The sequence below is a fragment of the Citrobacter sp. RHBSTW-01044 genome (assembly GCF_013781945.1).
GTDB lineage: Bacteria > Pseudomonadota > Gammaproteobacteria > Enterobacterales > Enterobacteriaceae > Citrobacter > Citrobacter braakii.
On the sequence record NZ_CP056180.1, the window covers coordinates 4,888,320 to 4,913,860 of the forward strand.

Sequence of the window (25,541 nt, forward strand, 5' to 3'; positions counted from 1 at the left end):
ACCTACTAAAGTAAGCTCCTGGGGCTCGCTGCGTTGCCGTCTTCCTGCAACGTGAACTATTTTGGGGAAATATTAATTTTGTTATTGGTTTACTGAATCCAACCAGCCGTATTTATCTTCCGTTTCACCGGTGAAGAGGCCAAAGAAGGCCTGCTGGATGCGTTTGGTGACCGGACCGCAGCGGCCTTCGCCCACCTGAATACCATCGACGCTGCGTACTGGGGTGATTTCGGCCGCGGTACCGGACATGAACACTTCGTCGGCCAGGTACAGCGATTCACGAGACAGCACCTGCTCACGCACTTCGATATCGAGATCTTTCGCCAACTTAATGATCGCGTCACGGGTGATACCCGGCAGCGCGGAAGAGGTAAACGGCGGGGTAAACAGAATGCCGTCTTTTACTTCAAACAGGTTTTCGCCCGCGCCTTCGGAGATGTAGCCATTCACATCCAGCGCAATGCCTTCCTGGTAGCCATGACGACGCGCTTCACTACCCACCAGCAGCGAAGACAGATAGTTACCACCTGCTTTAGCAGCGGTAGGAATCGTGTTCGGCGCAACGCGGTTCCAGGAAGAAACCATCGCGTCGATCCCCTGCTCCAGCGCTTCAGCACCGAGGTAAGCCCCCCATGGGAACGCGGCGATTATCACATCAGTGGTGTATCCCGCAGGCGGGTTAACGCCCATCCCTACGTCGCCAACAAACACCAGCGGACGGATATAGGCGCTGGTCAGGTTGTTTTTACGAATCACCTCACGGCAAGCTTCCATCAGCTCATCAACGCTCTGAGAAACGGGAAAACGATAGATCTTGGCTGAATCACGCAGACGCTGCATATGTTCGCGATGACGGAACACTACCGGCCCTTTGTGAGAATCGTAGCAACGGATCCCTTCAAATACAGAAGTACCGTAGTGCAGCGCGTGGGACATCACGTGGACCTTCGCGTCTTCCCAACGAATCATCTCGCCATTAGACCAAATGTAATCAGCTTTTTTCGTCGTCATTTTTCTTCCTTTTGCGCTCAGGCGCGGATTTGTTGTGATGTGGTTGTGCTCTGGCAGATAGCAACATGTGCAACATCTACCAGTTTACTTAACTGACTAAACAGTAAGTCGACCGACCGGGGGCTGGCAACGGTCAATTCGATATTTATATTCTGCGCATCGCTGGCGGCTTCCATATTCATGGAGCACACCTGAAAACCACGATGGCGTACCACGCGTAAAACACGTTCTAACGTTTCCGGATTGAAACGAGCCTCAACGGCGACCTGATGTTGCATCATGATAATTTCTCCAGCATTTCTGAGTTACTGGCGCCAGGTGGCACCAGAGGCCAGACATTCTCAAGTTCGTCGATTGAGACATGAAGCAAGTATGGCCCCTCGCTGTTCAGCATGGTGTCGAGTGCCGCTTCAACCTGGTCTTTACGGGTGATGTGTTGACCAGGAATGCCGAAGGCTCTGGCCAACATGAGGAAATCGGGGTTATCGGTAAGGGTGGTTTCGCTATAACGTTCCTGGAAAAACAGCTGCTGCCATTGTCGCACCATGCCTAACCGCTGGTTGTCGAGTAAAACTATCTTCAGCGGCAACTGCTTGCGTTTTACGGTGCCCAATTCCTGTACATTCATCATGAAGGAACCGTCACCGGAGATACAGATTACCGTATCATTCGGGCGAGCAACCTGCGCGCCAACCGCTGCTGGCAGGCCAAAGCCCATCGTCCCCAGACCGCTCGACGTGATGAAGTTTTCAGGGCGAGTGTAGGTCATATGCTGTGCCGACCACATCTGATGCTGGCCAACATCCGTTGTCACTACGCTATCCGCAGGTTTGCGATCGGATAACTGCTTTAACAACAGTGGCGCATAGATAGCTTCCCCCGGATGGTCGTAGCGCCAGGTATGTTCTGCGCGCAGTTCAGCGCTGTGCTGACGCCATTCGTCAATCTTCATCAATTGCTGTAATGCTGGCAGAAGAGAATTTAAATCCCCCTGCAGCGCCACGTGTGCCTGGCGCAGTTTGTTCATTTCCGCTGGGTCGATATCCATGTGGATTACGCTGGCGTTCGGTGCAAAGGTATTCAGCTTGCCAGTCACCCGGTCATCAAAACGTGCGCCAACCGCAATCAGTAAATCGCACTCTTGCACCGCGAAATTCGCGGCTTTAGTACCGTGCATTCCCAACATGCCCAAATAGTACGGGTAGTCAGCATCTACTGCGCCCAGACCTTTCAGCGTGCAGGCGACCGGCATTTGGGTTACCGCGATAAATTCACGCAGGGCCGGGACCGCCTGCGCCATACCTACGCCACCACCTACGTACAGGATGGGTTTTTGTGCCTGCGCCAGCATATTACGTGCCTGCTCAACGTCAGCGTGCGGAAACGTCTCTACGTTTTCGACGGTCGTAAAATATGGCTCCAGCGTACCGCTGGCTAATTGAATGTCTTTCGGGATATCAACCAGAACTGGACCCGGACGACCGGAATTCGCCACGGCGAAAGCCTCAGCCATGATACGCGGCAGTTCTTCGAGTGACTGTACCAGGAAGCTGTGTTTGGTGCAGGACAGAGACATCCCCAGCACGTCCACTTCCTGGAACGCATCCGTTCCGATGAAAGGTGATGCCACCTGACCGGTGATCGCCACCACTGGAACAGAATCTAACAGCGCATCGGCAAGGCCCGTGATCAGGTTGGTTGCGCCAGGGCCGGAGGTAGCGATACAAACGCCGGTTTTACCGGTCGCACGGGCATAGCCAATCGCCGCCATTGCCGCACCCTGCTCGTGTCGGCACAACAGGTGCTCTACGCCGCCGTCATACAACGCATCGTAAACCGGCATAATTGCGCCACCAGGATAACCAAAGACGGTTTGAACCCCTTGTGCACGCAACGCATGTACCACCCACTGTGCCCCATTCATAGTTACATCCCCGCCGTAAATCTTGAGAAACAGAATTTTATGCTACCGTTCACTTTCTGCTCCTCGTGTATGTTTTTAAGGTCAAAAAAAACCCCCGGACCTTTCGGTGCGGGGGTCTTAGTTCGTTAAGGCTTGTTTTCTAAGCCTTTCCTCGTCCAAGTGCAGCCCCGCACGGTGGGATAATAATCACCACCACGCTAATCACGACCAGGCTAATCACTCGTAGAAGGGCTGTCATTTTTGTATTTTCTTGCATCTTGTTCGAAGGAATACCTAAAGAGTTACCATAGAATTTGCAAATGACACAAGATATTTTTTTATTCGTTTTTCTGACGTCGTTAACGGTTTAGATAAATACCGTTGTTTTTTATACAAAAAAATCAAAAATGAAAATATTTCACGCTTCAGGCGATCATCGGTAACCCGATCCCCAATACAAACACCATTCAAAAGCATTTGCGGGCGTCATTCCAGGCTTAATGCAAGCAATTATACGTTGCGCAAAAATACGAGAATCAGCATCTAAAAACCGTAATTATGTGAAATCTTGCCGCGATGTATTACGACATAATACTTTTATCAGGAGGAATTATGTCACTATCGATTGTTCACACACGCGCCGCGCTAGGCGTGAATGCGCCAGCCATTACCATCGAGGTACATATCAGCAACGGCCTGCCTGGTTTAACCATGGTGGGGCTGCCCGAAACGACGGTGAAAGAGGCTCGCGATCGGGTACGCAGTGCGATTATTAATAGCGGTTATGAATTCCCGGCAAAGAAGATAACTATAAACCTCGCTCCGGCCGATCTCCCGAAAGAAGGGGGGCGATATGATTTACCTATCGCTGTTGCGCTTCTGGCCGCTTCTGAGCAGCTTACACCCCACAATCTCGACACCTACGAGCTGGTTGGTGAATTAGCGCTTACAGGCGCGCTACGCGGCGTTCCCGGCGCGATATCAAGCGCAACCGAGGCCATTCGTGCAGGCAGGCGAATTATTGTCGCAAAAGAGAATGCCGCTGAAGTTGGACTGATACACGGCGAAGGGTGCCTGATCGCCGATCACCTGCAGACCGTATGCGCATTTCTCGAAGGTAAGCATGATTTAGACAGGCCATCATCCGCAGATTTTACGCCTAACGCATTAGCTGATGATCTGAGTGATGTTATCGGCCAGGAACAGGGTAAACGCGGGCTGGAGCTTACCGCAGCAGGCGGCCACAACCTCTTGCTCATCGGCCCGCCGGGTACGGGAAAGACTATGCTAGCCAGTCGACTCAGAGGGCTACTCCCTCCACTTAGCAACGATGAAGCGCTGGAAAGTGCCGCGATACTCAGTCTGATCCATTCCGACACGATACAAAAACAGTGGAAGCAGCGCCCTTTTCGCTCGCCACATCACAGTGCTTCATTAACCGCCATGGTCGGTGGAGGCTCTATTCCTGCGCCAGGAGAGATCTCTTTAGCGCACAACGGCATACTGTTTCTGGATGAACTACCCGAGTTTGAGCGGCGCACGCTGGATGCACTGCGCGAACCCATCGAGTCCGGGCAGATCCATCTATCCCGCACCAGAGCAAAAATAACCTATCCCGCACGCTTTCAACTCATAGCTGCGATGAATCCAAGCCCGACGGGCCATTATCAGGGGAACCATAACCGCTGTACCCCAGAACAGACGCTGCGCTACCTAAATCGATTGTCAGGTCCATTTCTTGACCGCTTCGACCTCTCCCTCGAAATTCCCTTACCGCCGCCCGGTATACTCAGCCAGAACGCGATGAAAGGGGAAAATAGCGCAACGGTGAAGCAACGTGTTATGGCAGCGCGAGAGCGTCAGTATCAGCGGCAAAATAAGTTAAACGCACATCTGGACAGTCAGGATATCCATAAATACTGCCTACTGCGTAGCGACGATGCACAGTGGCTTGAAGAAACGCTCGCGCATCTCGGATTGTCTATCCGCGCCTGGCTACGCCTGATTAAGGTCGCTCGAACGATTGCGGATATCGAACAATGTGATCACATCTCTCGCCAGCATTTACAGGAGGCCGTTGGGTACCGAGCGATAGACAGGTTACTCATTCATCTGCAGAAATTACTGACATAAAAAAAGGGCTTTCGCCCTTTTTTTATTAATCATCAGATTCGGTGTAGTCTTCTGCGCCTTCCACCTGAGGTTTCCCACCCGATAAGGTGTGGAAACGTTTTGGACGCTTAATACGCGTCATGTATTTAGACCACACACGTTCAGCTTCGGTAACCGGCTCACGTTCACCACGGCATACCGCAACAAACAGTTTTTCTTCTTCAGTTACCGGCTCACGCTTGCCCAGATCCAGCTCGTTGAAAGCATAACCGTGACGCTCAAGCAGTTGTGCTTCTTTAATGGTGAAATCACCATGACGGGAGAATCCGCGGGGATAATATTTATTATCGAAATATCGATTAGTCGTCGTAAAGCTTTCCGCCATCCTGCACGCTCCTAATTCTTTGGCCGAGCTATTTATGGCGCGGAGTATTAGTTACGCTTGACAGAGCGTCAAACAAAAGATTTAAATCATAACGACAAATAATTTTATGGAGCGAGTTGTGGATACGGAATTGTTAAAAACTTTCCTGGAAGTTAGCCGGACACGCCACTTTGGCAGGGCTGCTGAAGCGCTCTACCTGACCCAATCAGCGGTTAGTTTCCGGATCAGACAACTGGAAAATCAATTGGGTGTAAACCTGTTCACCCGACACAGAAACAATATCCGTTTAACCGCTGCAGGTGAAAAATTATTGCCTTACGCCGAAACGTTGATGAATACGTGGCAGGCAGCACGTAAGGAAGTCGCGAATACCTCGCGGCATAACGAGTTTTCTATCGGTGCCAGCGCATCTCTCTGGGAGTGCATGCTTAATGACTGGTTGAAGCGTTTGTATCAATCTCAGGAGCCACAATCCAGCCTGCAGTTTGAAGCGAGGATCGCTCAACGCCAATCGTTAGTAAAACAGCTTCATGAACGACAGCTTGATCTACTGATTACTACCGAAACACCCAAAATGGACGAATTTAGCAGCCAACTGTTGGGATATTTCACGCTGGCGCTCTATTGCAGCTCTCCTTCGCAAACCAAAGATGAGCTGAATTATTTACGCCTGGAATGGGGACCCGATTTTCAACAACACGAAGCGGGACTAATAGCGGGAGATGAAGTGCCGGTACTCACCACCAGTTCGGCAGAATTGGCCAGGCAGCAACTTTCAGTGATTAAGGGCTTTAGCTGGCTTCCCGTCAACTGGGCCAAAACCAAAAGCGATCTCCATACTGTTACCGACAGTACAACGCTTTCACGTCCTTTATATGCAGTTTGGCTGCAAAACAGCGATAAAAATGGACTAATTTGCGATCTGCTGAGAACAGATATTCTGGAAAATTAAAGAAAATATAGGCAAGGATGCCGGGAGTAAAACAGCAGGAAGGCATAATTCAAATTGCAGGTAAAAAAAAATCCTTAGCAAAAATGCTAAGGATTATTTCTGGCAGGGGCGGAGAGACTCGAACTCGCGACACCCGGTTTTGGAGACCGGTGCTCTACCAACTGAGCTACGCCCCTAAATTTTCTTATCATTAAGCCTGCTTGGTAGCAGGCTTAATTTTCTAATAAGTGGCGGAACGGACGGGACTCGAACCCGCGACCCCCTGCGTGACAGGCAGGTATTCTAACCAACTGAACTACCGCTCCACCGAATTTCTTTGTCACTACCCGGATTATTCATCCCGGTTTACTGCAATTTGATGCCTGGCAGTTCCCTACTCTCGCATGGGGAGACCCCACACTACCATCGGCGCTACGGCGTTTCACTTCTGAGTTCGGCATGGGGTCAGGTGGGACCACCGCGCTACAGCCGCCAGGCAAATTCTGTCTATCAACACACCTCTCGGGCCTGTCGATGTAATCTGTCATCAAGCTGAATTTCGATGTCTCATCCGCCAAAACATCTTCGGCGTTGTAAGGTTAAGCCTCACGGTTCATTAGTATCGGTTAGCTCAACGTATCGCTACGCTTACACACCCGACCTATCAACGTCGTCGTCTTCAACGTTCCTTCAGGACCCTTAAAGGGTCAGGGAGAACTCATCTCGGGGCAAGTTTCGTGCTTAGATGCTTTCAGCACTTATCTCTTCCGCATTTAGCTACCGGGCAATGCCATTGGCATGACAACCCGAACACCAGTGATGCGTCCACTCCGGTCCTCTCGTACTAGGAGCAGCCCCCCTCAATTCTCCAGCGCCCACGGCAGATAGGGACCGAACTGTCTCACGACGTTCTAAACCCAGCTCGCGTACCACTTTAAATGGCGAACAGCCATACCCTTGGGACCTACTTCAGCCCCAGGATGTGATGAGCCGACATCGAGGTGCCAAACACCGCCGTCGATATGAACTCTTGGGCGGTATCAGCCTGTTATCCCCGGAGTACCTTTTATCCGTTGAGCGATGGCCCTTCCATTCAGAACCACCGGATCACTAAGACCTGCTTTCGCACCTGCTCGAGCCGTCACTCTCGCAGTCAAGCTAGCTTATGCCTTTGCACTAACCTCCTGATGTCCGACCAGGATTAGCTAACCTTCGTGCTCCTCCGTTACTCTTTAGGAGGAGACCGCCCCAGTCAAACTACCCACCAGACACTGTCCGCAACCCGGATCACGGGTCTACGTTAGAACACCAGCCATTAAAGGGTGGTATTTCAAGGTTGGCTCCATGCAGACTGGCGTCCACACTTCAAAGCCTCCCACCTATCCTACACATCAAGGACCAGTGTTCAGTGTCAAGCTATAGTAAAGGTTCACGGGGTCTTTCCGTCTTGCCGCGGGTACACTGCATCTTCACAGCGAGTTCAATTTCACTGAGTCTCGGGTGGAGACAGCCTGGCCATCATTACGCCATTCGTGCAGGTCGGAACTTACCCGACAAGGAATTTCGCTACCTTAGGACCGTTATAGTTACGGCCGCCGTTTACCGGGGCTTCGATCAAGAGCTTCTCCTTACGGATAACCCCATCAATTAACCTTCCGGCACCGGGCAGGCGTCACACCGTATACGTCCACTTTCGTGTTTGCACAGTGCTGTGTTTTTAATAAACAGTTGCAGCCAGCTGGTATCTTCGACTGATTTCAGCTCCATGAGTAAATCACTTCACCTACATATCAGCGTGCCTTCTCCCGAAGTTACGGCACCATTTTGCCTAGTTCCTTCACCCGAGTTCTCTCAAGCGCCTTGGTATTCTCTACCTGACCACCTGTGTCGGTTTGGGGTACGATTTCGTGTTACCTGATGCTTAGAGGCTTTTCCTGGAAGCAGGGCATTTGTTACTTCAGCACCGTAGTGCCTCGTCATCACACCTCAGCGTTAACAAGACTCCGGATTTACCTGGAATCTCCGCCTACATGCTTAAACCGGGACAACCGTCGCCCGGCTAACATAGCCTTCTCCGTCCCCCCTTCGCAGTAACACCAAGTACAGGAATATTAACCTGTTTCCCATCGACTACGCCTTTCGGCCTCGCCTTAGGGGTCGACTCACCCTGCCCCGATTAACGTTGGACAGGAACCCTTGGTCTTCCGGCGTGCGGGTTTTTCACCCGCATTATCGTTACTTATGTCAGCATTCGCACTTCTGATACCTCCAGCATGCCTCACAGCACACCTTCAACGGCTTACAGAACGCTCCCCTACCCAACAACACATAGTGTCGCTGCCGCAGCTTCGGTGCATGGTTTAGCCCCGTTACATCTTCCGCGCAGGCCGACTCGACCAGTGAGCTATTACGCTTTCTTTAAATGATGGCTGCTTCTAAGCCAACATCCTGGCTGTCTGTGCCTTCCCACATCGTTTCCCACTTAACCATGACTTTGGGACCTTAGCTGGCGGTCTGGGTTGTTTCCCTCTTCACGACGGACGTTAGCACCCGCCGTGTGTCTCCCGTGATAACATTCTTCGGTATTCGCAGTTTGCATCGGGTTGGTAAGTCGGGATGACCCCCTAGCCGAAACAGTGCTCTACCCCCGAAGATGAATTCACGAGGCGCTACCTAAATAGCTTTCGGGGAGAACCAGCTATCTCCCGGTTTGATTGGCCTTTCACCCCCAGCCACAAGTCATCCGCTAATTTTTCAACATTAGTCGGTTCGGTCCTCCAGTTAGTGTTACCCAACCTTCAACCTGCCCATGGCTAGATCACCGGGTTTCGGGTCTATACCCTGCAACTTAACGCCCAGTTAAGACTCGGTTTCCCTTCGGCTCCCCTATTCGGTTAACCTTGCTACAGAATATAAGTCGCTGACCCATTATACAAAAGGTACGCAGTCACCCCATAAAGAGGCTCCCACTGCTTGTACGTACACGGTTTCAGGTTCTTTTTCACTCCCCTCGCCGGGGTTCTTTTCGCCTTTCCCTCACGGTACTGGTTCACTATCGGTCAGTCAGGAGTATTTAGCCTTGGAGGATGGTCCCCCCATATTCAGACAGGATACCACGTGTCCCGCCCTACTCTTCGAGTTCACAACACATGCACTTTTGTGTACGGGACTATCACCCTGTACCGTCGGACTTTCCAGACCGTTCCACTACCACACATGCTGATTCAGACTCTGGGCTGCTCCCCGTTCGCTCGCCGCTACTGGGGGAATCTCGGTTGATTTCTTTTCCTCGGGGTACTTAGATGTTTCAGTTCCCCCGGTTCGCTTCATTACGCTATGTATTCACGTAATGATAGTGTGACGAATCACACTGGGTTTCCCCATTCGGAAATCGCCGGTTATAACGGTTCATATCACCTTACCGACGCTTATCGCAGATTAGCACGTCCTTCATCGCCTCTGACTGCCAGGGCATCCACCGTGTACGCTTAGTCGCTTAACCTCACAACCCGAAGATGTTTCGTAAAACACTTCAGTGTTGCGAAAATTTGAGAGACTCGAACACACCGCTTTTCATTTCTTGTTTACGGAGAAATGAAACAGTGTGTCGTTTCAATTTTCAGCTTGATCCAGATTTTTAAAGAGCAAATATCTCAAACAAGACTCGAAAGTCTGTTTTGAGATACTTCGGTCGGCGACTTTCACTCACACATACCAGCAAGTGGCGTCCCCTAGGGGATTCGAACCCCTGTTACCGCCGTGAAAGGGCGGTGTCCTGGGCCTCTAGACGAAGGGGACACTGAAGTCTCAATCGCAAGACGCCTTGCTATTTACTTTTCATCAGACAATCTGTGTGAGCACTACAAAGGTCGGTTCTTTAAGGTAAGGAGGTGATCCAACCGCAGGTTCCCCTACGGTTACCTTGTTACGACTTCACCCCAGTCATGAATCACAAAGTGGTAAGCGCCCTCCCGAAGGTTAAGCTACCTACTTCTTTTGCAACCCACTCCCATGGTGTGACGGGCGGTGTGTACAAGGCCCGGGAACGTATTCACCGTGGCATTCTGATCCACGATTACTAGCGATTCCGACTTCATGGAGTCGAGTTGCAGACTCCAATCCGGACTACGACATACTTTATGAGGTCCGCTTGCTCTCGCGAGGTCGCTTCTCTTTGTATATGCCATTGTAGCACGTGTGTAGCCCTACTCGTAAGGGCCATGATGACTTGACGTCATCCCCACCTTCCTCCAGTTTATCACTGGCAGTCTCCTTTGAGTTCCCGGCCGAACCGCTGGCAACAAAGGATAAGGGTTGCGCTCGTTGCGGGACTTAACCCAACATTTCACAACACGAGCTGACGACAGCCATGCAGCACCTGTCTCAGAGTTCCCGAAGGCACCAAAGCATCTCTGCTAAGTTCTCTGGATGTCAAGAGTAGGTAAGGTTCTTCGCGTTGCATCGAATTAAACCACATGCTCCACCGCTTGTGCGGGCCCCCGTCAATTCATTTGAGTTTTAACCTTGCGGCCGTACTCCCCAGGCGGTCGACTTAACGCGTTAGCTCCGGAAGCCACGCCTCAAGGGCACAACCTCCAAGTCGACATCGTTTACGGCGTGGACTACCAGGGTATCTAATCCTGTTTGCTCCCCACGCTTTCGCACCTGAGCGTCAGTCTTTGTCCAGGGGGCCGCCTTCGCCACCGGTATTCCTCCAGATCTCTACGCATTTCACCGCTACACCTGGAATTCTACCCCCCTCTACAAGACTCTAGCCTGCCAGTTTCGGATGCAGTTCCCAGGTTGAGCCCGGGGATTTCACATCCGACTTGACAGACCGCCTGCGTGCGCTTTACGCCCAGTAATTCCGATTAACGCTTGCACCCTCCGTATTACCGCGGCTGCTGGCACGGAGTTAGCCGGTGCTTCTTCTGCGAGTAACGTCAATTGCTGCGGTTATTAACCACAACACCTTCCTCCTCGCTGAAAGTACTTTACAACCCGAAGGCCTTCTTCATACACGCGGCATGGCTGCATCAGGCTTGCGCCCATTGTGCAATATTCCCCACTGCTGCCTCCCGTAGGAGTCTGGACCGTGTCTCAGTTCCAGTGTGGCTGGTCATCCTCTCAGACCAGCTAGGGATCGTCGCCTAGGTGAGCCGTTACCCCACCTACTAGCTAATCCCATCTGGGCACATCCGATGGCAAGAGGCCCGAAGGTCCCCCTCTTTGGTCTTGCGACGTTATGCGGTATTAGCTACCGTTTCCAGTAGTTATCCCCCTCCATCGGGCAGTTTCCCAGACATTACTCACCCGTCCGCCACTCGTCACCCAAGGAGCAAGCTCCTCTGTGCTACCGTTCGACTTGCATGTGTTAGGCCTGCCGCCAGCGTTCAATCTGAGCCATGATCAAACTCTTCAATTTAAGTTTGATGCTCGTGAATTAAACTTCGTAATGAATTACGTGTTCACTCAGAGACTTGGTATTCATTTTTCGTCTTGCGACGTTAAGAATCCGTATCTTCGAGTGCCCACACAGATTGTCTGATAAATTGTTAAAGAGCAGTGCCGCTTCGCTTTTTCTCAGCGGCGCGGGGTGTGCATATTACGCCATCCCGCTGGAGAGTCAAGCGTTTATTTTCGCTTTTCTCCGCTGACCCGGCGGTTTGTAATCCGTTGTTCCGTGTCAGTGGAGGCGCATTATAGGGAGTTATTTCAGGCTGACAAGGGGAAATTTAAAATAACTTTCCGAGTGCGTGTTTTTTCAGCAAAACCACCATTAACATGCCATAAAATAAGCAAATTGCCGCTTTTGCAGCCGCAATAACGCTTCCAGGTGGCATACTAATGAATAGGAAATAAAGTAAGGAAAACCATTCATGCCGTTAAATGCCCAACAGCTAGCCGCACAGAAAAACCTGTCCTACGTTCTGGCCGAAAAGCTGGCTCAGCGAATATTAAAAGGTGAATACGCACCGGGCGCTATATTGCCTGGCGAAATAGAGCTGGGCGATCAGTTTGGCGTAAGTCGTACCGCGGTAAGAGAAGCGGTAAAGACGTTAACGGCAAAAGGTATGGTATTACCGCGCCCGCGTATTGGTACACGCGTCATGCCGCAGGCAAACTGGAACTTCCTCGACCAGGAGCTGCTCACCTGGTGGATGACAGAAGATAATTTCTCTCAGGTCATTAAACATTTTCTGGTGATGCGTATCAGCCTGGAGCCTCAGGCGTGTTTACTGGCGGCGACTATAGGTACGGCAGAACAGAAAGCGCATCTCAACACGCTGATGGAAGAAATGGTCGAGCTGAAAAGAAACTTCAGACGCGAGCGTTGGATTGAGGTTGATATCGCCTGGCATGAACACATCTATGAAATGAGTGCGAACCCGTTCCTTATCTCCTTCGCGTCACTCTTCCATTCCGTTTACCAGACCTACTTTACCTCTATTACCTATAACGACGTGGTCAAGCTGGATTTACACCAGGCCATTGTCGACGCAATAGATGAGAGCGATGGCGATCGCGCCTTCGCTGCCTGTCAGGCATTGCTGATAGCACCGAACGTGCTACCGGATAAATAATATGTCAGAAAAGAAATCACGCAGTATGGCCGGGCTACCGTGGATAGCAGCCATGGCCTTTTTTATGCAGGCACTAGACGCCACGATCCTCAATACCGCCTTACCCGCAATAGCACACAGCCTTAACCGCTCTCCGCTCGCCATGCAGTCAGCCATTATCAGTTACACCCTGACGGTCGCGATGCTGATCCCGGTGAGTGGATGGCTGGCAGACAGGTTTGGTACCCGGCGCGTCTTTATGATAGCTGTTAGCCTGTTTACGCTGGGTTCGCTGGCCTGTGCGCTGTCCAGCTCCCTAAGCGAACTGGTGATTTTCCGCATCATTCAGGGCATTGGCGGCGCTATGATGATGCCCGTTGCCCGTCTGGCATTATTGCGTGCTTACCCCCGCAGCGAACTGCTTCCCGTGCTTAACTTCGTAACCATGCCTGGACTTGTGGGGCCGATTTTAGGTCCGGTATTGGGCGGTGTACTGGTCACGTGGGCCAGTTGGCACTGGATCTTCCTGATTAATATTCCAATTGGGGTTGCCGGTATCTTCTATGCCCGCAAATATATGCCGAACTTCACCACGCCGCGCCGCGGTTTTGATATGACCGGTTTCTTTCTGTTTGGTTTGAGCCTGGTGTTGTTTTCCAGCGGGGTAGAGCTGTTCGGTGAGAAGCTTGTCGAGACCTGGATAGCGCTCAGCATTATTCTTGCCAGCATTCTGTTACTGCTCGCCTACATTCGCCACGCGCGTCGTCACCCAACGCCGCTAATATCGCTTCCTATATTTAAGACCCGAACTTTTTCCGTCGGGATCGCCGGAAACCTTGCCACTCGTCTGGGTACAGGGTGCGTGCCCTTCTTAATGCCGCTGATGTTGCAGGTAGGCTTTGGATACCCGGCGCTGATAGCCGGTTGCATGATGGCGCCAACGGCGCTGGGATCAATACTGGCGAAATCAATGGTGACGCAGGTGCTGCGCCGGCTCGGCTACAGAACCACACTGGTGGGTGTTACGGTATTTATCGGCCTGATGATTGCGCAGTTCGCATTGCAATCTCCCGCCATGCCGGTCTGGATGTTGATCCTGCCGTTGTTCATTTTGGGTATGGCGATGTCCACCCAGTTTACCTCCATGAATACCATCACTCTGGCGGACCTGACCGATGAAAACGCCAGCAGCGGCAACAGTGTGCTGGCCGTTACTCAGCAGTTATCAATCAGTTTAGGGGTCGCCATCAGCGCTGCCGTTCTGCGTATCTATGAAGGTATGGAAGGAACCAATACGGTCGAGCAGTTCCACTACACCTTTATGACGATGGGCGCTATCACGGTAGTGTCTGCGCTGATGTTCATGCTGCTAAAAGCAAAAGATGGACGTAATCTGATTAAAGAGCGACATAATCCTAAACCGACCCCCGCTCCATCAAAACAGGAGTAAGTTGCAGGCGCTGTTGCTGTAATGCGGGCTCCGCCATCCGGTGGATTAATACATCGATGGCCAGTTCGCCCAGTTCATCTTTTGGTTGATGGATGGTCGTCAGCGGCGGCGTCATATAGCGCGCCAGCTCGATATCATCATAACCCACCACCGCCATATCCTGCGGAATGCGCAATCCCGATTGGTACAGAGCCTGATACGCGCCAACCGCCATGGCATCATTGCCGGTAAAAACGGCCTGCGGTCGCTGTTTATGCGACAGCAACGTTTGCATAGCTTCAAAGCCGCCGCCGAACTCAAAGTCACCGGTAATCTCGTAACCTTCCGGGACCGGCAACCCCGCCCGCTTCATTGCCGCCCGATATCCTTCCAGACGTAAACGCGCCGGAGTTTTATCCAGCGGCCCGGTGATGCAGGCAATGCGCGTAAAACCTTTTTCGATAAGATGTTGAGTGGCTAAATCCCCGCCCAACAGGGAGTTATCCTGGATCAGATCGCTTTCACCATCAAAAGGCGACCAGTCCATCATGACGGTCGGTATAGAAGGATAGCGTTGCATGATCTCCCTGGAAGGTTGATGTGTTTCCGTGCAGAGCAGCAGCAAGCCGTCCACCCGTTTTTGCATTAACGTTTCCAGATTACGGTTCATGCGCTGTTCATCACCTTCAGTGTTGCACAGCACCAGGCTGTAGCCGCGTTCAAAACAACTACGTTCAACGCCGCGCACCAGCTCAGAATAAAAGGGGTTGGTACTGGCAGTGATTAACATGCCAATAGTGTGGGTCTGGTTTAACTTGAGACTACGCGCCAGCGCTGAGGGCGCGTAGTTAAGCTCTTTAATCGCCGCTTCAACTTTGTCAGTGACAGACTCACTGACAAAGCGATCTTTATTAATGACGTGAGAAACCGTCGACGTGGAAACCCCCGCCAGGCGGGCGACGTCCTTCATTGTAGCCAAGCGTTACCTCTGTTGACTTAAAAACGCTTCTATTTCTTCGCGCCATGGAACGGAAGGCTGTGCGCCCTTACGGGTGACCGCAATCGCCGCAGCGGCATGTGCAAATCGGATCGCTTCAGGCAGCGGAGTCTCTTCCAGTAACGCTGTAATTAACGCGCCGTTAAAGGTATCCCCAGCGGCGATGGTATCAACAGCGTCCACTTTAAACCCAGGCACACGCTGACCTTCACCATTTACGCTGGCCCACACCCCGCGACTGCCTAAGGTAATCAGTACAGTATGGATCCCCTTCGCGTGCAATGCCTGCGCAGCTTTGGCTGCGTCTTCATCGTTTTCAACCCGGATCCCCGTTAGCTTTTCAGCCTCGGTTTCATTCGGGGTAATAATATCCACCAGCGCCAGCAGTTCGTCAGAAAGTTCACGTGCCGGGGCCGGGTTAAGGGCTACCGTGGTCTTATTTTGATGTGCAATCTTTGCCGCAGCCAGTACGCTTTCGATCGGCGACTCTAACTGCATCAGTAAGGCGGACGCCTGGGCAATACGCTCATGCTGAGCTTCCACCAGCGCAGGCGAAAGTGCCGCGTTCGCACCCGCATGAATGCCGATGACGTTCTCACCTTCACCATTCACAAAAATCAACGCCACACCGGTCGATTCCCCCGAAATTACGCTAATCGGCGCAATATCGATATTATCTTTAGCTAACTGTTTACGAACACTTTCGCCAATATCATCATCACCCGTACAGGCAATAAATGCGATATTCGCGCCACTACGCCCCGCAGCAACAGCCTGATTCGCGCCTTTACCACCAAATGCGACCTGATAATGGTTACCGGTTACGGTTTCACCAGGTGTCGGGAAAGAGTTAAGGTTGAGGATGTGATCGGCATTGATACTGCCAAGAACAACGAGGTTGCCTGCGGTTTTCATATTTGGTGTTCCAAGTCAAAGTGCGCCACCGGATTAGGGTGGCGCGTGCCCTGCTTTTCTTTTTACGCTTTCATCCCCAAAACCCGATACGGGGATGGCGTCTTTATGTCTCCATCAGGCCGCGAGCGACCTGAATCGGTATTACTGCTTGATGACCAGCTTCAGGTCAACCGGATATTTAGCCTGAACCTTCTCGCCTTTCAGGACTTTATCCGCAGTCTCAACGCCTTTCGCGCCGATCTGATCCGGCAACTGAGCAATGGTCGCAGCCAGTTTGCCATCATTTACTGCTTTTTCGCCATCAGGAGTACCGTCAAATCCAACCACCATCACATCAGATTTACCCGCAGTTTGCAGTGCGCGCAGCGCACCCAACGCCATTTCATCGTTCTGGGCAAATACGGCCTGCACGTCAGGATGCGCGGTCAGCAGGTTCTGCATGACGTTCAGACCTTTGGTGCGGTCGAAGTCGGCAGGCTGACTGGCCAGTACGTTAAATTTGTGTGCCGCAACAGCCTGCTGGAAACCTTCGCCACGCTCACGCGACGCTGAAGTACCGGCAATACCCTGCAGTTCGATAACTTTCGCGCCTTCACCCGCTTTCTTCGCGATGTAATCGCCCGCAATCTTACCGCCAAGCACGTTATCAGATGCAATATGGCTTACTACTTCGCCTTTGGACGCAACGCGGTCAAGGGTGATAACCGGAATTTTCGCCTGGTTAGCCATCTTCACAGCGTTACCAACAGCATCGGAGTCCGTCGGGTTAATCAGCAGAATTTTAGTTCCACGAACCGTTAAATCCTGAACGTTAGCCAGCTCTTTCGCCGGGTTGTTCTGTGAGTCCAGAATCACCAGGTTGTAGCCCAGCTTATCGGCCTCTTTTTGCGCCCCATCCTTCAAAGAAACAAAGAACGGGTTGTTGAGGGTGGAGACCACCAGCGCAATGGTATCTTTCGCCATCGCATTCGCGCTCACGGTGGCGCTCAGCGCAACAGCAGAAACCAGGGTAGCCAGTTTTTTCATGTTCATATTTAAGATGTCCTGTAATCGTTGTTACTGCTTTTTGTTGTCTACCAGTACCGCCAGCAAAATCACCACCGCTTTGACGATCATCTGGTAATAGGAGGATACACCTAACAAATTCAAACCATTATTGAGGAAACCAAGAATCAATGCGCCGATCAGCGTCCCAACAATACGTCCTTTACCGCCCGCCAGGCTGGTACCACCTAACACCACCGCGGCGATAGCATCCAGCTCATAGCCAGTACCTGCCGTCGGTTGCGCAGAGGAGAGGCGCGCTACTTCAATGATGCCCGCCAGCGATGCCAGCAGACCACACAGGGAGTAAACGATAATTTTGATTTTACTTACGCTGATACCGGACAGGCGCGTTGCCGCTTCGTTACCGCCCAGCGCATAGATATAACGACCCAGACGAGTGTGGTGCAGCATGTACCACGCCGCGAGGAAGACAATCCCCATAATCCACACAGGCGTAGGGACGCCTAACGGACGACCAATACCAAACCAGCCAAACAGATCGGCATTGTCAGTAAACCCGGTATTAACCGGACTGCCGTTGGTGTATACCATGGTCACACCACGCAGCAGCAGCATCATCACCAGGGTCGCGATAAACGCCTGTACCCGGCCTTTCGCGACAATAACCCCGGTTACCGCGCCAATAGCAGCACCGAGCGCCAGGGCCGCAGCGACAGCCACCAGCGCATTGACTTCAATCCCTACAATGGAAGCCGCAACCGCACCGGTAAGCGCCAGCAAAGAACCGACAGACAGATCGATCCCCGACGTCAGGATAACCAGCGTCATGCCAACGGCCATGATGGCGTTCACTGACGTTTGCTGGAGAATGTTGAACAGGTTATTAACGGTAAAAAAGTTAGGGCTCATGGTGGAAACAATCGCGATCAGCACTAACAGAGCGATGAGCGACTTTTGCTCCAGAAGCCATGCTTTAGTGAAATAACGGCGACCAGAAACAGCCTGGGTAGTCATCTTTTTTACTCCTGATTCACGCGATTAAGCTTGCCCACAGCGGCAGCCATTAATACTTCCTGAGTGGCCTGCTCGCGAGTGAACTCACCGCCGAGATGCCCTTCATGCATAACGATAATTCGATCGCTCATGCCCAATACTTCTGGCATCTCAGAGGAGACCAGAATGATGCTCAGCCCATCGGCCTTAAACTGGTTGATAAGCTGATAGATTTCTTTCTTAGCCCCAACGTCAACGCCGCGCGTTGGTTCATCGAGGATCAGGACTTTTGGTCGGGTCATCAGACCGCGCGCAATCGCCACTTTCTGCTGATTACCGCCAGAAAGCAGGCCGATAGCCTGTTCCATCGATGGCGTTTTAACATTGAACAGACGAATAAAATCACCTACCGCCTGCTGCTCGTCTTTATGTTTAAGGCTTCCACCAGCGCGACTGAAATAACGCAGCGCGGTTAGTGACATGTTCTCTTTCACCGACATGCCCAGCACTAAACCATCGCGTTTACGGTCTTCAGAAATATAGACGATGCCGTTAGCCAACCCATCCTGCGGCGAACGGGTGACCACTTCATGGCCATCAAGCGTGACGTAACCGCTGGTGCGCGGCAATGCGCCGTACAACACTTTCATCAGCTCGGTACGTCCGGCACCCATCAGCCCCGATACGCCAAGGATCTCGCCTTTACGTAGCGTGAATGAAACATCGTTTACGCCAGGGCCGCACAGGTTATCGACCTTCAGGCGAATATCACCCGGCGCTTTTTCCAGGCGCGGGTATTGATCTTCCAGCTTACGTCCCACCATCATTTCAATCAGCGAGTCTTCGGTCAGCGAGGCGACTTCACGCTCGGCAATAAACTGCCCGTCGCGAAAAACGGTCACGTCGTCACAAATCTCGAAGATCTCTTTCATGCGGTGAGAAATATAGACAATGCCGCGTCCCTGGGATTTCAGTTCGCGAATGACGCGGAACAGGGATTCGGTTTCGGTATCGGTGAGCGCATCCGTCGGTTCATCCATAATGATGACCTTCGATTCAAAGCTCAGCACTTTGGCAATTTCAACCATCTGCTGATCGCCAATCGACAGTTCACCGACCAGTCTGTCGCTTTTAAAGCGCAGATTCAGTTTGGCAAGCAGCAGATCGGCTTCGGCGTACATCTTCTTCCAGTCAATTTTGCCAAAGCGATTAACGAACTCACGGCCAAGAAAAATGTTCTCGGCGATAGTGAGTTGCGGGATCAAATTCAGCTCCTGGTGGATGATACCGATTCCGGCTTCCTGGGAGGATTTAGGGCCGTTAAAGGTGGTCTCTTTTCCCAACCACAATAAAGAACCGGCATCACGGGTATAGATCCCGGTCAGCACTTTCATCATGGTGGATTTGCCCGCGCCGTTTTCGCCCACCAGCGCCATTACGCGGCCTGGGTAGACATTCAGCGCGGCGCCGGATAGCGCTTTTACGCCCGGGAACGCTTTATCGATCCCTTTGAGTTGCAGTAATGCGTTCATGATGGCCTCAGAACGTGACGCCAGCACAGAGAATGATATTCGCATACGGAGAACACTCTCCGCTGCGAATTACCGCCTGACTGTCTGCGGTTTGTTTTTTGAATTGTTCATGCGTGGTGTAACGAATTTCTATGGTGTTTCCCTGGTGTTGTTGCAGTTGCTCAATGTGGCTGAGCAACGTTTCGTGGAGTTGCGGATTATGTTGTTTAATTTCCGTCGCGAGAATGGCCGCCTCGACCTGCATTTCACGTGTCACCACATCCAGTACCTGCATAAAAGAAGGTACGCCCTGGGTTAATGCCATATCGATACGCGTTGTGCTATTCGGGATGGGTAAACCTGCATCACACACCACCAGCGTATCGGTATGCCCCAGACGGGAGATCACCGATGAAATTTCAGAGTTGAGTACCGTGCCTTTCTTCATTTTCTTTCCCCACTAGCGAAACGTTTCGCTGAAGATAAGTGTAGAGCGAAGAGTGGAGATAAAACCACCGCAAAGTTACGAAAATGTGATCGCCATCGAAACGTTTCGCAAGGATTATCATTCGATGAAATGAAAACTGGGAGGGACAAAACAAAACGCCCCCTTTCGCGATGAAAGAGGGCGTCGATGAGATTAAATCTCGACCTGAGTACCGAGCTCAATAACCCGGTTAGGTGGGATTTCAAACTGGTCCGGGGCGCGCAGCGCATTGCGTTGTAGTAGCAGATACAGCTTGCCGCGCAGACGCAGATACCATGGTCGTTTGCCAACAATCAACGACTCATGCGACATGAAGAACGAGGTTTCCATCATCCGACAGCTTAAGCCTTCCAGACCGCAGCGATGGAATACTTCTTCAACGTTCGGCGTTTCGCGCCAACCGTAGCTGGCCACCACACGCCAGAAGGTGGGCGATAACTGCTCAATCTGCACCCTACGCACATTGTGAACATATGGCGCATCTTCCGTGCGTAGCGTCAGCAGAATAACGCGTTCATGCAGGACCTTGTTATGTTTGAGGTTATGCAGTAGCGCAAACGGGATGACGTTCAATGCACGAGACATGTACACCGCCGTTCCCGGCACGCGTACCGGTGGTGATTTCTCCAGAGAGGCAATCATCGCCTCCAGAGAGTTGCCGTGCTCATGCATGCGACGCAGCAGACGGAAACGCTCGCTTTTCCAGGTGGTCATGATGGTGAACATCACCAGACCCAGCGTCAGAGGCAGCCAACCGCCGGAAATCAGTTTATCGAGGTTCGCGGAGAACAGCGGAACATCGACGCACAAGAACGCCACCAGGATCAGGAAGACGAAGTATTTATTCCAGTGCCAGTTTTTGCGCGCCACGGTGGTCGACAGAATTGAGGTCAGCACCATCGTCCCTGTCACCGCAATCCCGTACGCCGCAGCCAGATTGCTGGAGTGTTCAAAGCTCACAATCACAATAACCACTGCAAAATAGAGCATCCAGTTAACGAAAGGAATGTAGATCTGGCCCGATTCCATTTCCGAGGTATGGATGATACGCATCGGCGATAAATACCCCAGACGCACAGCCTGACGCGTCAGTGAGAAGACGCCGGAGATAACCGCCTGTGAAGCGATAACCGTTGCCAGCGCGGCGAGGATCAGGAGCGGTATCAGCGCCCAGTCCGGCGCCAGCAGGAAGAACGGGTTTTTAATCGCTTCAGGATGCTTTAACAGCAACGCCCCCTGACCAAAATAGTTCAGTACCAGCGAAGGCAATACCACGGAGAACCATGCCAGGCGAATCGGCAACTTACCAAAGTGGCCCATATCCGCATACAGCGCTTCAACACCGGTAATCGACAACACCACCGCACCCAGCGCAATAAAGGACAACGTTTTGAATTCGAGGAAGAAATGCACCGCCCAATACGGATTGAGCGCCTGCAGCACTTCCGGATTGCCAATAATACTGCGCACGCCTAACACTGCCAGCGTCAGGAACCACAACAGCATAATCGGCGCAAACAGCTTACCGACCATGCCGGTACCGTGTTTTTGAATCAAAAACAGCAGGGTCAGTACGATTATCGAGAGCGGAACAATCCAGGTATCCAGTTGCGGGGCAATGATCTCCAGACCTTCAATCGCCGACATCACCGAGATAGCAGGCGTTATCACCACTTCTCCATAGAAGAAGCTGCCGCCAATCAACCCCATAATCACCAGCATGGAGGTTGTTCGTGCTGAAGTATTACGCCCGGCCAATGACATCAGCGTCAGGATCCCGCCTTCTCCGGCGTTATCCGCGCGCATGACAAACGTCAGGTATTTAATGGAGACAACAAAGATCAGCAGCCAGAAAATCAGCGAGAGAAAGCCAAATACGGCGTCACGTTCAACGCCAAAACCAAACTGGCCGGACAAACATTCACGAAGCGTATAAAGTGGGCTGGTACCAATATCACCGTAGACAACCCCAATGGCCGCAAGGGTAATCGCAGACAATGATTGTTTATTATCAGTGCTCATAGACTCGTCTTTCGTTTATACACATCATCTTTCAAGCCACCTCCGCGTGGGCTGCATTCGTTATTCCCCCCATCCCAGAAGAAAACTCCATTGCCGCCTTGGTGCAGCTTGATTGATTTGGTGTATATATAAGAAATGTGTGCGTCGTCCCTTGGCCCACAAAAAGGCGCACAGTATGCACGATTAATCGCAAAATCGTACCCCTAAATGAGACCAGATTAATCTGGCTCAAAGAAAAATAAGCGCACCTTCAGTCTATTACTGCACTGGTGTGAAGCATCTATACTCGCTGTTTATGCAGTACATTTGGCGAAAGGACGCCACTTCATTATGGCTCACCCACATTTATTAGCGGAAAGAATTTCCCGTCTGAGCAATGCGCTGGAAAAGGGACTTTATGAACGTAGCCACGCCATTCGTCTGTGTCTGCTGGCTGCACTTAGCGGCGAGAGCGTTTTCTTATTAGGTCCTCCCGGGATCGCGAAAAGCTTAATTGCCCGCAGACTGAAATTTGCCTTTCAAAATGCTCGCGCCTTCGAATATCTGATGACGCGCTTCTCTACGCCGGAAGAGGTTTTCGGCCCGCTGTCCATTCAGGCGTTAAAAGACGAAGGTCGCTATGAACGCTTAACGGCAGGCTATCTCCCTGAAGCTGAAATCGTCTTTCTCGATGAAATCTGGAAGGCGGGACCGGCGATTCTTAACACCCTGCTGACCGCCATCAACGAACGCCACTTCCGCAACGGCGCGCATGAAGAGAAAATCCCGATGCGCCTGCTGGTGGCAGCCTCCAACGAACTGCCTGAAGCAGACAGCAGCCTGGAAGCGCTGTACGACCGTATGCTGATTCGTCTGTGGCTGGATAAAGTCCAGGACAAGGCCAACTTCCGCTCGATGCTGTTAAGTCAGCAGGATGAAAGCGACAATCCGGTCCCGGCATCGTTACAGGTGACGGATGAAGAGTATTACCAGTGGCAAAAGGACATTGGCGCCATCACGCTTCCCGATCGCGTGTTTGAGCTTATTTTCATGCTGCGCCAGCAGTTGGACACGCTACCGAATGCCCCCTACGTGTCCGATCGTCGCTGGAAAAAAGCCATTCGCTTGCTCCAGGCCAGCGCCTTCTTTAGCGGACGTGATGCGGTAGTTCCCATCGACCTGATCCTGCTGAAAGACTGCCTGTGGTACGACGCACAAAGCCTGAATCTGATGCAGCAGCAGCTGGAAATATTGATGACCGGACACGCATGGCAACAGCAAGCCATGCTGACCCGTCTGGGCAGTATTGTGCAGCGCCGCATTCAGCTCCAGCAGCAGCAAAGCGATAAAACAGCATTCACCGTGATCCGTCAGGGCGGCATGTTCAGCCGTCGTCCTCATTATGATTTACCGCCGGAGGCCACGTCTTCCGTCGTGACATTACTACTGCAAAAGCCCTTAAAGCTGCATGATATGGAAGTAATCCATATTGCTTTCGAACGTAGCGCGCTGGAACTGTGGTTAACCAAAGGCGGTGAGATCCGCGGAAAATTAAACGGCATCGGTTTTGCCCAGACGCTGAACATGGAAGTGGATAGCGCGCAGCACCTGGTTGTACGCGACGTCAGCTTACAAGGCTCTCGCCTGGCATTGCCCGGAACATCACAAGAGAGTATGCCCGCTGAAATAAAACAGGAGCTTGAAGCGCTCGATAACGAGTGGCATCAGCAGCACAGCGCATTTAGCGAGCAGCAAAAATGTCTGTTTATTCATAGCGACTGGTTAGGCCGCATTGAGGCCAGTCTGCAGGATGTCGGGGCACAAATCCGCCAGGCGCAACAATGCTGACCCTTGATACGCTCAACATCATGCTGGCAGTCAGTGAAGAAGCGATGATCGAAGAGATGATCGTCGCCCTGCTGGCTTCTCCAAAGATGGTGGTATTTTTTAACAAATTCCCTCGCCTTAAAAAAGCGATCACTGACGATATTCCCCGCTGGCGTGAATCTTTGCGTAGCCGCCTCAAAGATACCCATGTACCGCCGGAGTTAGCGGAAGAGGTTATATGCTATCAACAAAGCCAGCTCCTCTCTCATGCGCAGTTTATCGTCCAGCTACCGCAAATATTGTCGCTATTGCACCACCTCCATTCGCCATGGGCCGGACAAGCGCAGCAACTGGTCAATGACAACAGCGCGTTTACGCCTGCCCTACATACGCTTTTTCTCCAGCGCTGGCGCCTGAGCCTGGTGGTGCAAACCACAACGCTGAATCAGCAACTGCTGGAAGAAGAGCGCGAGCATTTGCTCAGTGAAGTACAGGAACGGATGACCCTCAGCGGGCAACTGGAACCCGTACTGGCAGAAAATGACAACGCCGCAGGCCGGTTGTGGGATATGAGCGCAGGTCAAATCAAGCGCGGTGATTATCAGTTGATGGTGAAATATGGCGAATTCCTGACGCAACAACCTGAACTCCAGCGTCTGGCTGAGCAGTTAGGCCGTTCCAGAGAAGCGAAATCCGTACCGCGTAAAGATGCGCCAATGGAAACCTTCCGCACCCTGGTGCGCGAACCGGCAACCGTCCCGGAGCAAGTAGATGGCATCCAGCAAAGCGACGATATCCTGCGCCTGCTGCCGCCGGAACTGGCCACGCTGGGCATTACCGAACTGGAATACGAGTTCTACCGACGACTGGTGGAAAAGCAGTTGTTGACCTATCGCCTGCACGGCGAAGCATGGCGTGAGAAAGTCACGGAACGCCCCGTGGTGCATCAGGATTTTGACGAGCAACCGCGCGGACCTTTTATCGTCTGCGTTGATACTTCGGGATCGATGGGCGGCTTTAATGAGCAGTGTGCGAAAGCCTTTTGCCTGGCGCTAATGCGCGTCGCCCTTGCCGATAACCGACGCTGTTTCATCATGCTGTTTTCAACAGAAGTAGTGCGCTATGAGCTATCCGGCCCGGAGGGCATCGAACAGGCGATCCGTTTTTTAAGTCAGCGCTTTCGCGGCGGTACCGATATTGCCAGCTGTTTTCGCGCCATTACTGAGCGCATGCAGGGTCGGGAATGGTTTGATGCTGATGCGGTGGTGATCTCAGATTTTATCGCACAGCGATTGCCCGATGAGGTTGTCAGCAAAGTGGAGGAATTACAGCGGGTGCACCAGCACCGTTTTCACGCGGTGGCGATGTCAGCACATGGTAAACCCGGCATCATGCGCATTTTCGATCATATCTGGCGCTTTGATACCGGGATGCGAAGCCGCCTGCTCAGACGCTGGCGGCGTTAATT

The 25,541-nt window shown here is 52.0% G+C and carries 18 protein-coding genes, 3 tRNA genes and 3 rRNA genes; 6 read left to right on the plus strand and 18 right to left on the minus strand.

Annotation, left to right across the window (positions count from 1 at the left end; genetic code table 11):
* Window positions 1-81: 81 nt before the first annotated feature.
* The 4 genes from HV352_RS23295 to ilvL form a co-directional block, all read right to left on the minus strand.
* The gene (locus HV352_RS23295) at window positions 82-1,011 is read right to left on the minus strand and encodes a branched-chain amino acid transaminase (protein WP_003829030.1); all 930 of its coding nucleotides are present in this window, start codon (window positions 1,009-1,011) and stop codon (window positions 82-84) included.
* Window positions 1,012-1,028: 17 nt separating this feature from the next.
* On the minus strand, window positions 1,029-1,292 hold the full coding sequence (gene ilvM, locus HV352_RS23300; RefSeq protein WP_003018017.1) for an acetolactate synthase 2 small subunit: 264 nt from the start codon (window positions 1,290-1,292) through the stop codon (window positions 1,029-1,031).
* Entirely contained in the window at window positions 1,289-2,935 is a 1,647-nt protein-coding gene (ilvG, locus tag HV352_RS23305; protein ID WP_047499578.1) for an acetolactate synthase 2 catalytic subunit, read from the minus strand. The genes ilvM and ilvG overlap by 4 nt, the downstream gene beginning before the upstream one ends.
* Before the next feature lie 139 nt (window positions 2,936-3,074).
* The gene (gene ilvL / locus HV352_RS23310; RefSeq protein ID WP_001311244.1) at window positions 3,075-3,173 is read right to left on the minus strand and encodes an ilv operon leader peptide; all 99 of its coding nucleotides are present in this window, start codon (window positions 3,171-3,173) and stop codon (window positions 3,075-3,077) included.
* 353 nt (window positions 3,174-3,526) lie between these two features.
* Between ilvL and HV352_RS23315 the strand changes: the two genes are divergently transcribed.
* Complete coding sequence (locus HV352_RS23315) at window positions 3,527-5,047, plus strand: YifB family Mg chelatase-like AAA ATPase (protein WP_019078449.1); 1,521 nt, start codon at window positions 3,527-3,529, stop codon at window positions 5,045-5,047.
* Window positions 5,048-5,072: 25 nt separating this feature from the next.
* Here the strand turns inward: HV352_RS23315 and maoP are convergent, their stop codons facing one another.
* Entirely contained in the window at window positions 5,073-5,411 is a 339-nt protein-coding gene (gene maoP, locus HV352_RS23320) for a macrodomain Ori organization protein MaoP (RefSeq protein ID WP_003018025.1), read from the minus strand.
* 106 nt (window positions 5,412-5,517) lie between these two features.
* Here maoP and hdfR point away from each other — a divergent pair, with 106 nt between their 5' ends.
* Window positions 5,518-6,363 carry an HTH-type transcriptional regulator HdfR gene (gene hdfR, locus HV352_RS23325; protein WP_087121878.1) on the plus strand — a complete coding sequence of 282 codons (846 nt, stop codon included), beginning with the start codon at window positions 5,518-5,520 and terminating at the stop codon, window positions 6,361-6,363.
* Window positions 6,364-6,463: 100 nt separating this feature from the next.
* Here the strand turns inward: hdfR and HV352_RS23330 are convergent.
* From HV352_RS23330 to HV352_RS23355, 6 genes are all read right to left on the minus strand, one after another.
* Window positions 6,464-6,539, minus strand: a tRNA-Trp gene (locus tag HV352_RS23330).
* A gap of 52 nt (window positions 6,540-6,591) precedes the next feature.
* Window positions 6,592-6,668 (minus strand) — tRNA-Asp (locus HV352_RS23335).
* Between the two features lie 55 nt (window positions 6,669-6,723).
* Window positions 6,724-6,839: ribosomal RNA gene (gene rrf / locus HV352_RS23340) — 5S ribosomal RNA — on the minus strand.
* Between the two features lie 98 nt (window positions 6,840-6,937).
* Window positions 6,938-9,844: ribosomal RNA gene (locus HV352_RS23345) — 23S ribosomal RNA — on the minus strand.
* Between the two features lie 220 nt (window positions 9,845-10,064).
* Window positions 10,065-10,140 (minus strand) — tRNA-Glu (locus tag HV352_RS23350).
* Window positions 10,141-10,225: 85 nt separating this feature from the next.
* Window positions 10,226-11,767, minus strand: a 16S ribosomal RNA gene (locus HV352_RS23355).
* The 16S, 23S and 5S rRNA genes sit together here with 3 tRNA genes alongside, the layout of an rRNA operon.
* A gap of 454 nt (window positions 11,768-12,221) precedes the next feature.
* Between HV352_RS23355 and HV352_RS23360 the strand changes: the two genes are divergently transcribed.
* Together HV352_RS23360 and mdtD are read left to right on the plus strand one after the other, a co-directional pair.
* Window positions 12,222-12,926 carry a FadR/GntR family transcriptional regulator gene (locus HV352_RS23360; protein WP_016157828.1) on the plus strand — a complete coding sequence of 235 codons (705 nt, stop codon included), beginning with the start codon at window positions 12,222-12,224 and terminating at the stop codon, window positions 12,924-12,926.
* A 1-nt stretch (window position 12,927) separates the two neighbouring features.
* A complete protein-coding gene (gene mdtD, locus HV352_RS23365; protein ID WP_016157827.1) occupies window positions 12,928-14,355 on the plus strand; it encodes a multidrug transporter subunit MdtD in 1,428 nt (475 codons plus the stop codon).
* Here the strand turns inward: mdtD and rbsR are convergent.
* The 7 genes from rbsR to kup all read right to left on the minus strand — a co-directional run bounded on the left by rbsR (window position 14,321) and on the right by kup (window position 22,267).
* Complete coding sequence (gene rbsR / locus HV352_RS23370) at window positions 14,321-15,313, minus strand: ribose operon transcriptional repressor RbsR (protein WP_029139704.1); 993 nt, start codon at window positions 15,311-15,313, stop codon at window positions 14,321-14,323. The genes mdtD and rbsR overlap by 35 nt on opposite strands.
* A 3-nt stretch (window positions 15,314-15,316) precedes the next feature.
* Window positions 15,317-16,246 carry a ribokinase gene (gene rbsK / locus HV352_RS23375; protein ID WP_016157826.1) on the minus strand — a complete coding sequence of 310 codons (930 nt, stop codon included), beginning with the start codon at window positions 16,244-16,246 and terminating at the stop codon, window positions 15,317-15,319.
* 141 nt (window positions 16,247-16,387) lie between these two features.
* Window positions 16,388-17,278 carry a ribose ABC transporter substrate-binding protein RbsB gene (gene rbsB, locus HV352_RS23380; protein ID WP_019077989.1) on the minus strand — a complete coding sequence of 297 codons (891 nt, stop codon included), beginning with the start codon at window positions 17,276-17,278 and terminating at the stop codon, window positions 16,388-16,390.
* A 24-nt stretch (window positions 17,279-17,302) separates the two neighbouring features.
* Window positions 17,303-18,268, minus strand: a complete 966-nt coding sequence (gene rbsC / locus HV352_RS23385) for a ribose ABC transporter permease (protein ID WP_003023762.1) — start codon at window positions 18,266-18,268, stop codon at window positions 17,303-17,305.
* A gap of 5 nt (window positions 18,269-18,273) precedes the next feature.
* Entirely contained in the window at window positions 18,274-19,779 is a 1,506-nt protein-coding gene (gene rbsA / locus HV352_RS23390) for a ribose ABC transporter ATP-binding protein RbsA (protein WP_003023764.1), read from the minus strand.
* Between the two features lie 7 nt (window positions 19,780-19,786).
* Window positions 19,787-20,206: a D-ribose pyranase gene (gene rbsD, locus HV352_RS23395; protein WP_016155090.1), complete on the minus strand. Its 420-nt coding sequence runs from the start codon at window positions 20,204-20,206 to the stop codon at window positions 19,787-19,789.
* Window positions 20,207-20,398: 192 nt separating this feature from the next.
* Window positions 20,399-22,267 (minus strand): low affinity potassium transporter Kup, encoded by a 1,869-nt coding sequence (kup, locus tag HV352_RS23400; protein ID WP_003023768.1) that lies wholly within the window; start codon window positions 22,265-22,267, stop codon window positions 20,399-20,401.
* 330 nt (window positions 22,268-22,597) lie between these two features.
* Here kup and ravA point away from each other — a divergent pair, with 330 nt between their 5' ends.
* Together ravA and viaA are read left to right on the plus strand one after the other, a co-directional pair.
* Window positions 22,598-24,094, plus strand: a complete 1,497-nt coding sequence (gene ravA / locus HV352_RS23405; protein WP_047358450.1) for an ATPase RavA — start codon at window positions 22,598-22,600, stop codon at window positions 24,092-24,094.
* Window positions 24,088-25,539 (plus strand): ATPase RavA stimulator ViaA, encoded by a 1,452-nt coding sequence (gene viaA, locus HV352_RS23410; RefSeq protein WP_131351619.1) that lies wholly within the window; start codon window positions 24,088-24,090, stop codon window positions 25,537-25,539. The genes ravA and viaA overlap by 7 nt, the downstream gene beginning before the upstream one ends.
* The last annotated feature ends 2 nt before the right edge of the window (window positions 25,540-25,541 follow it).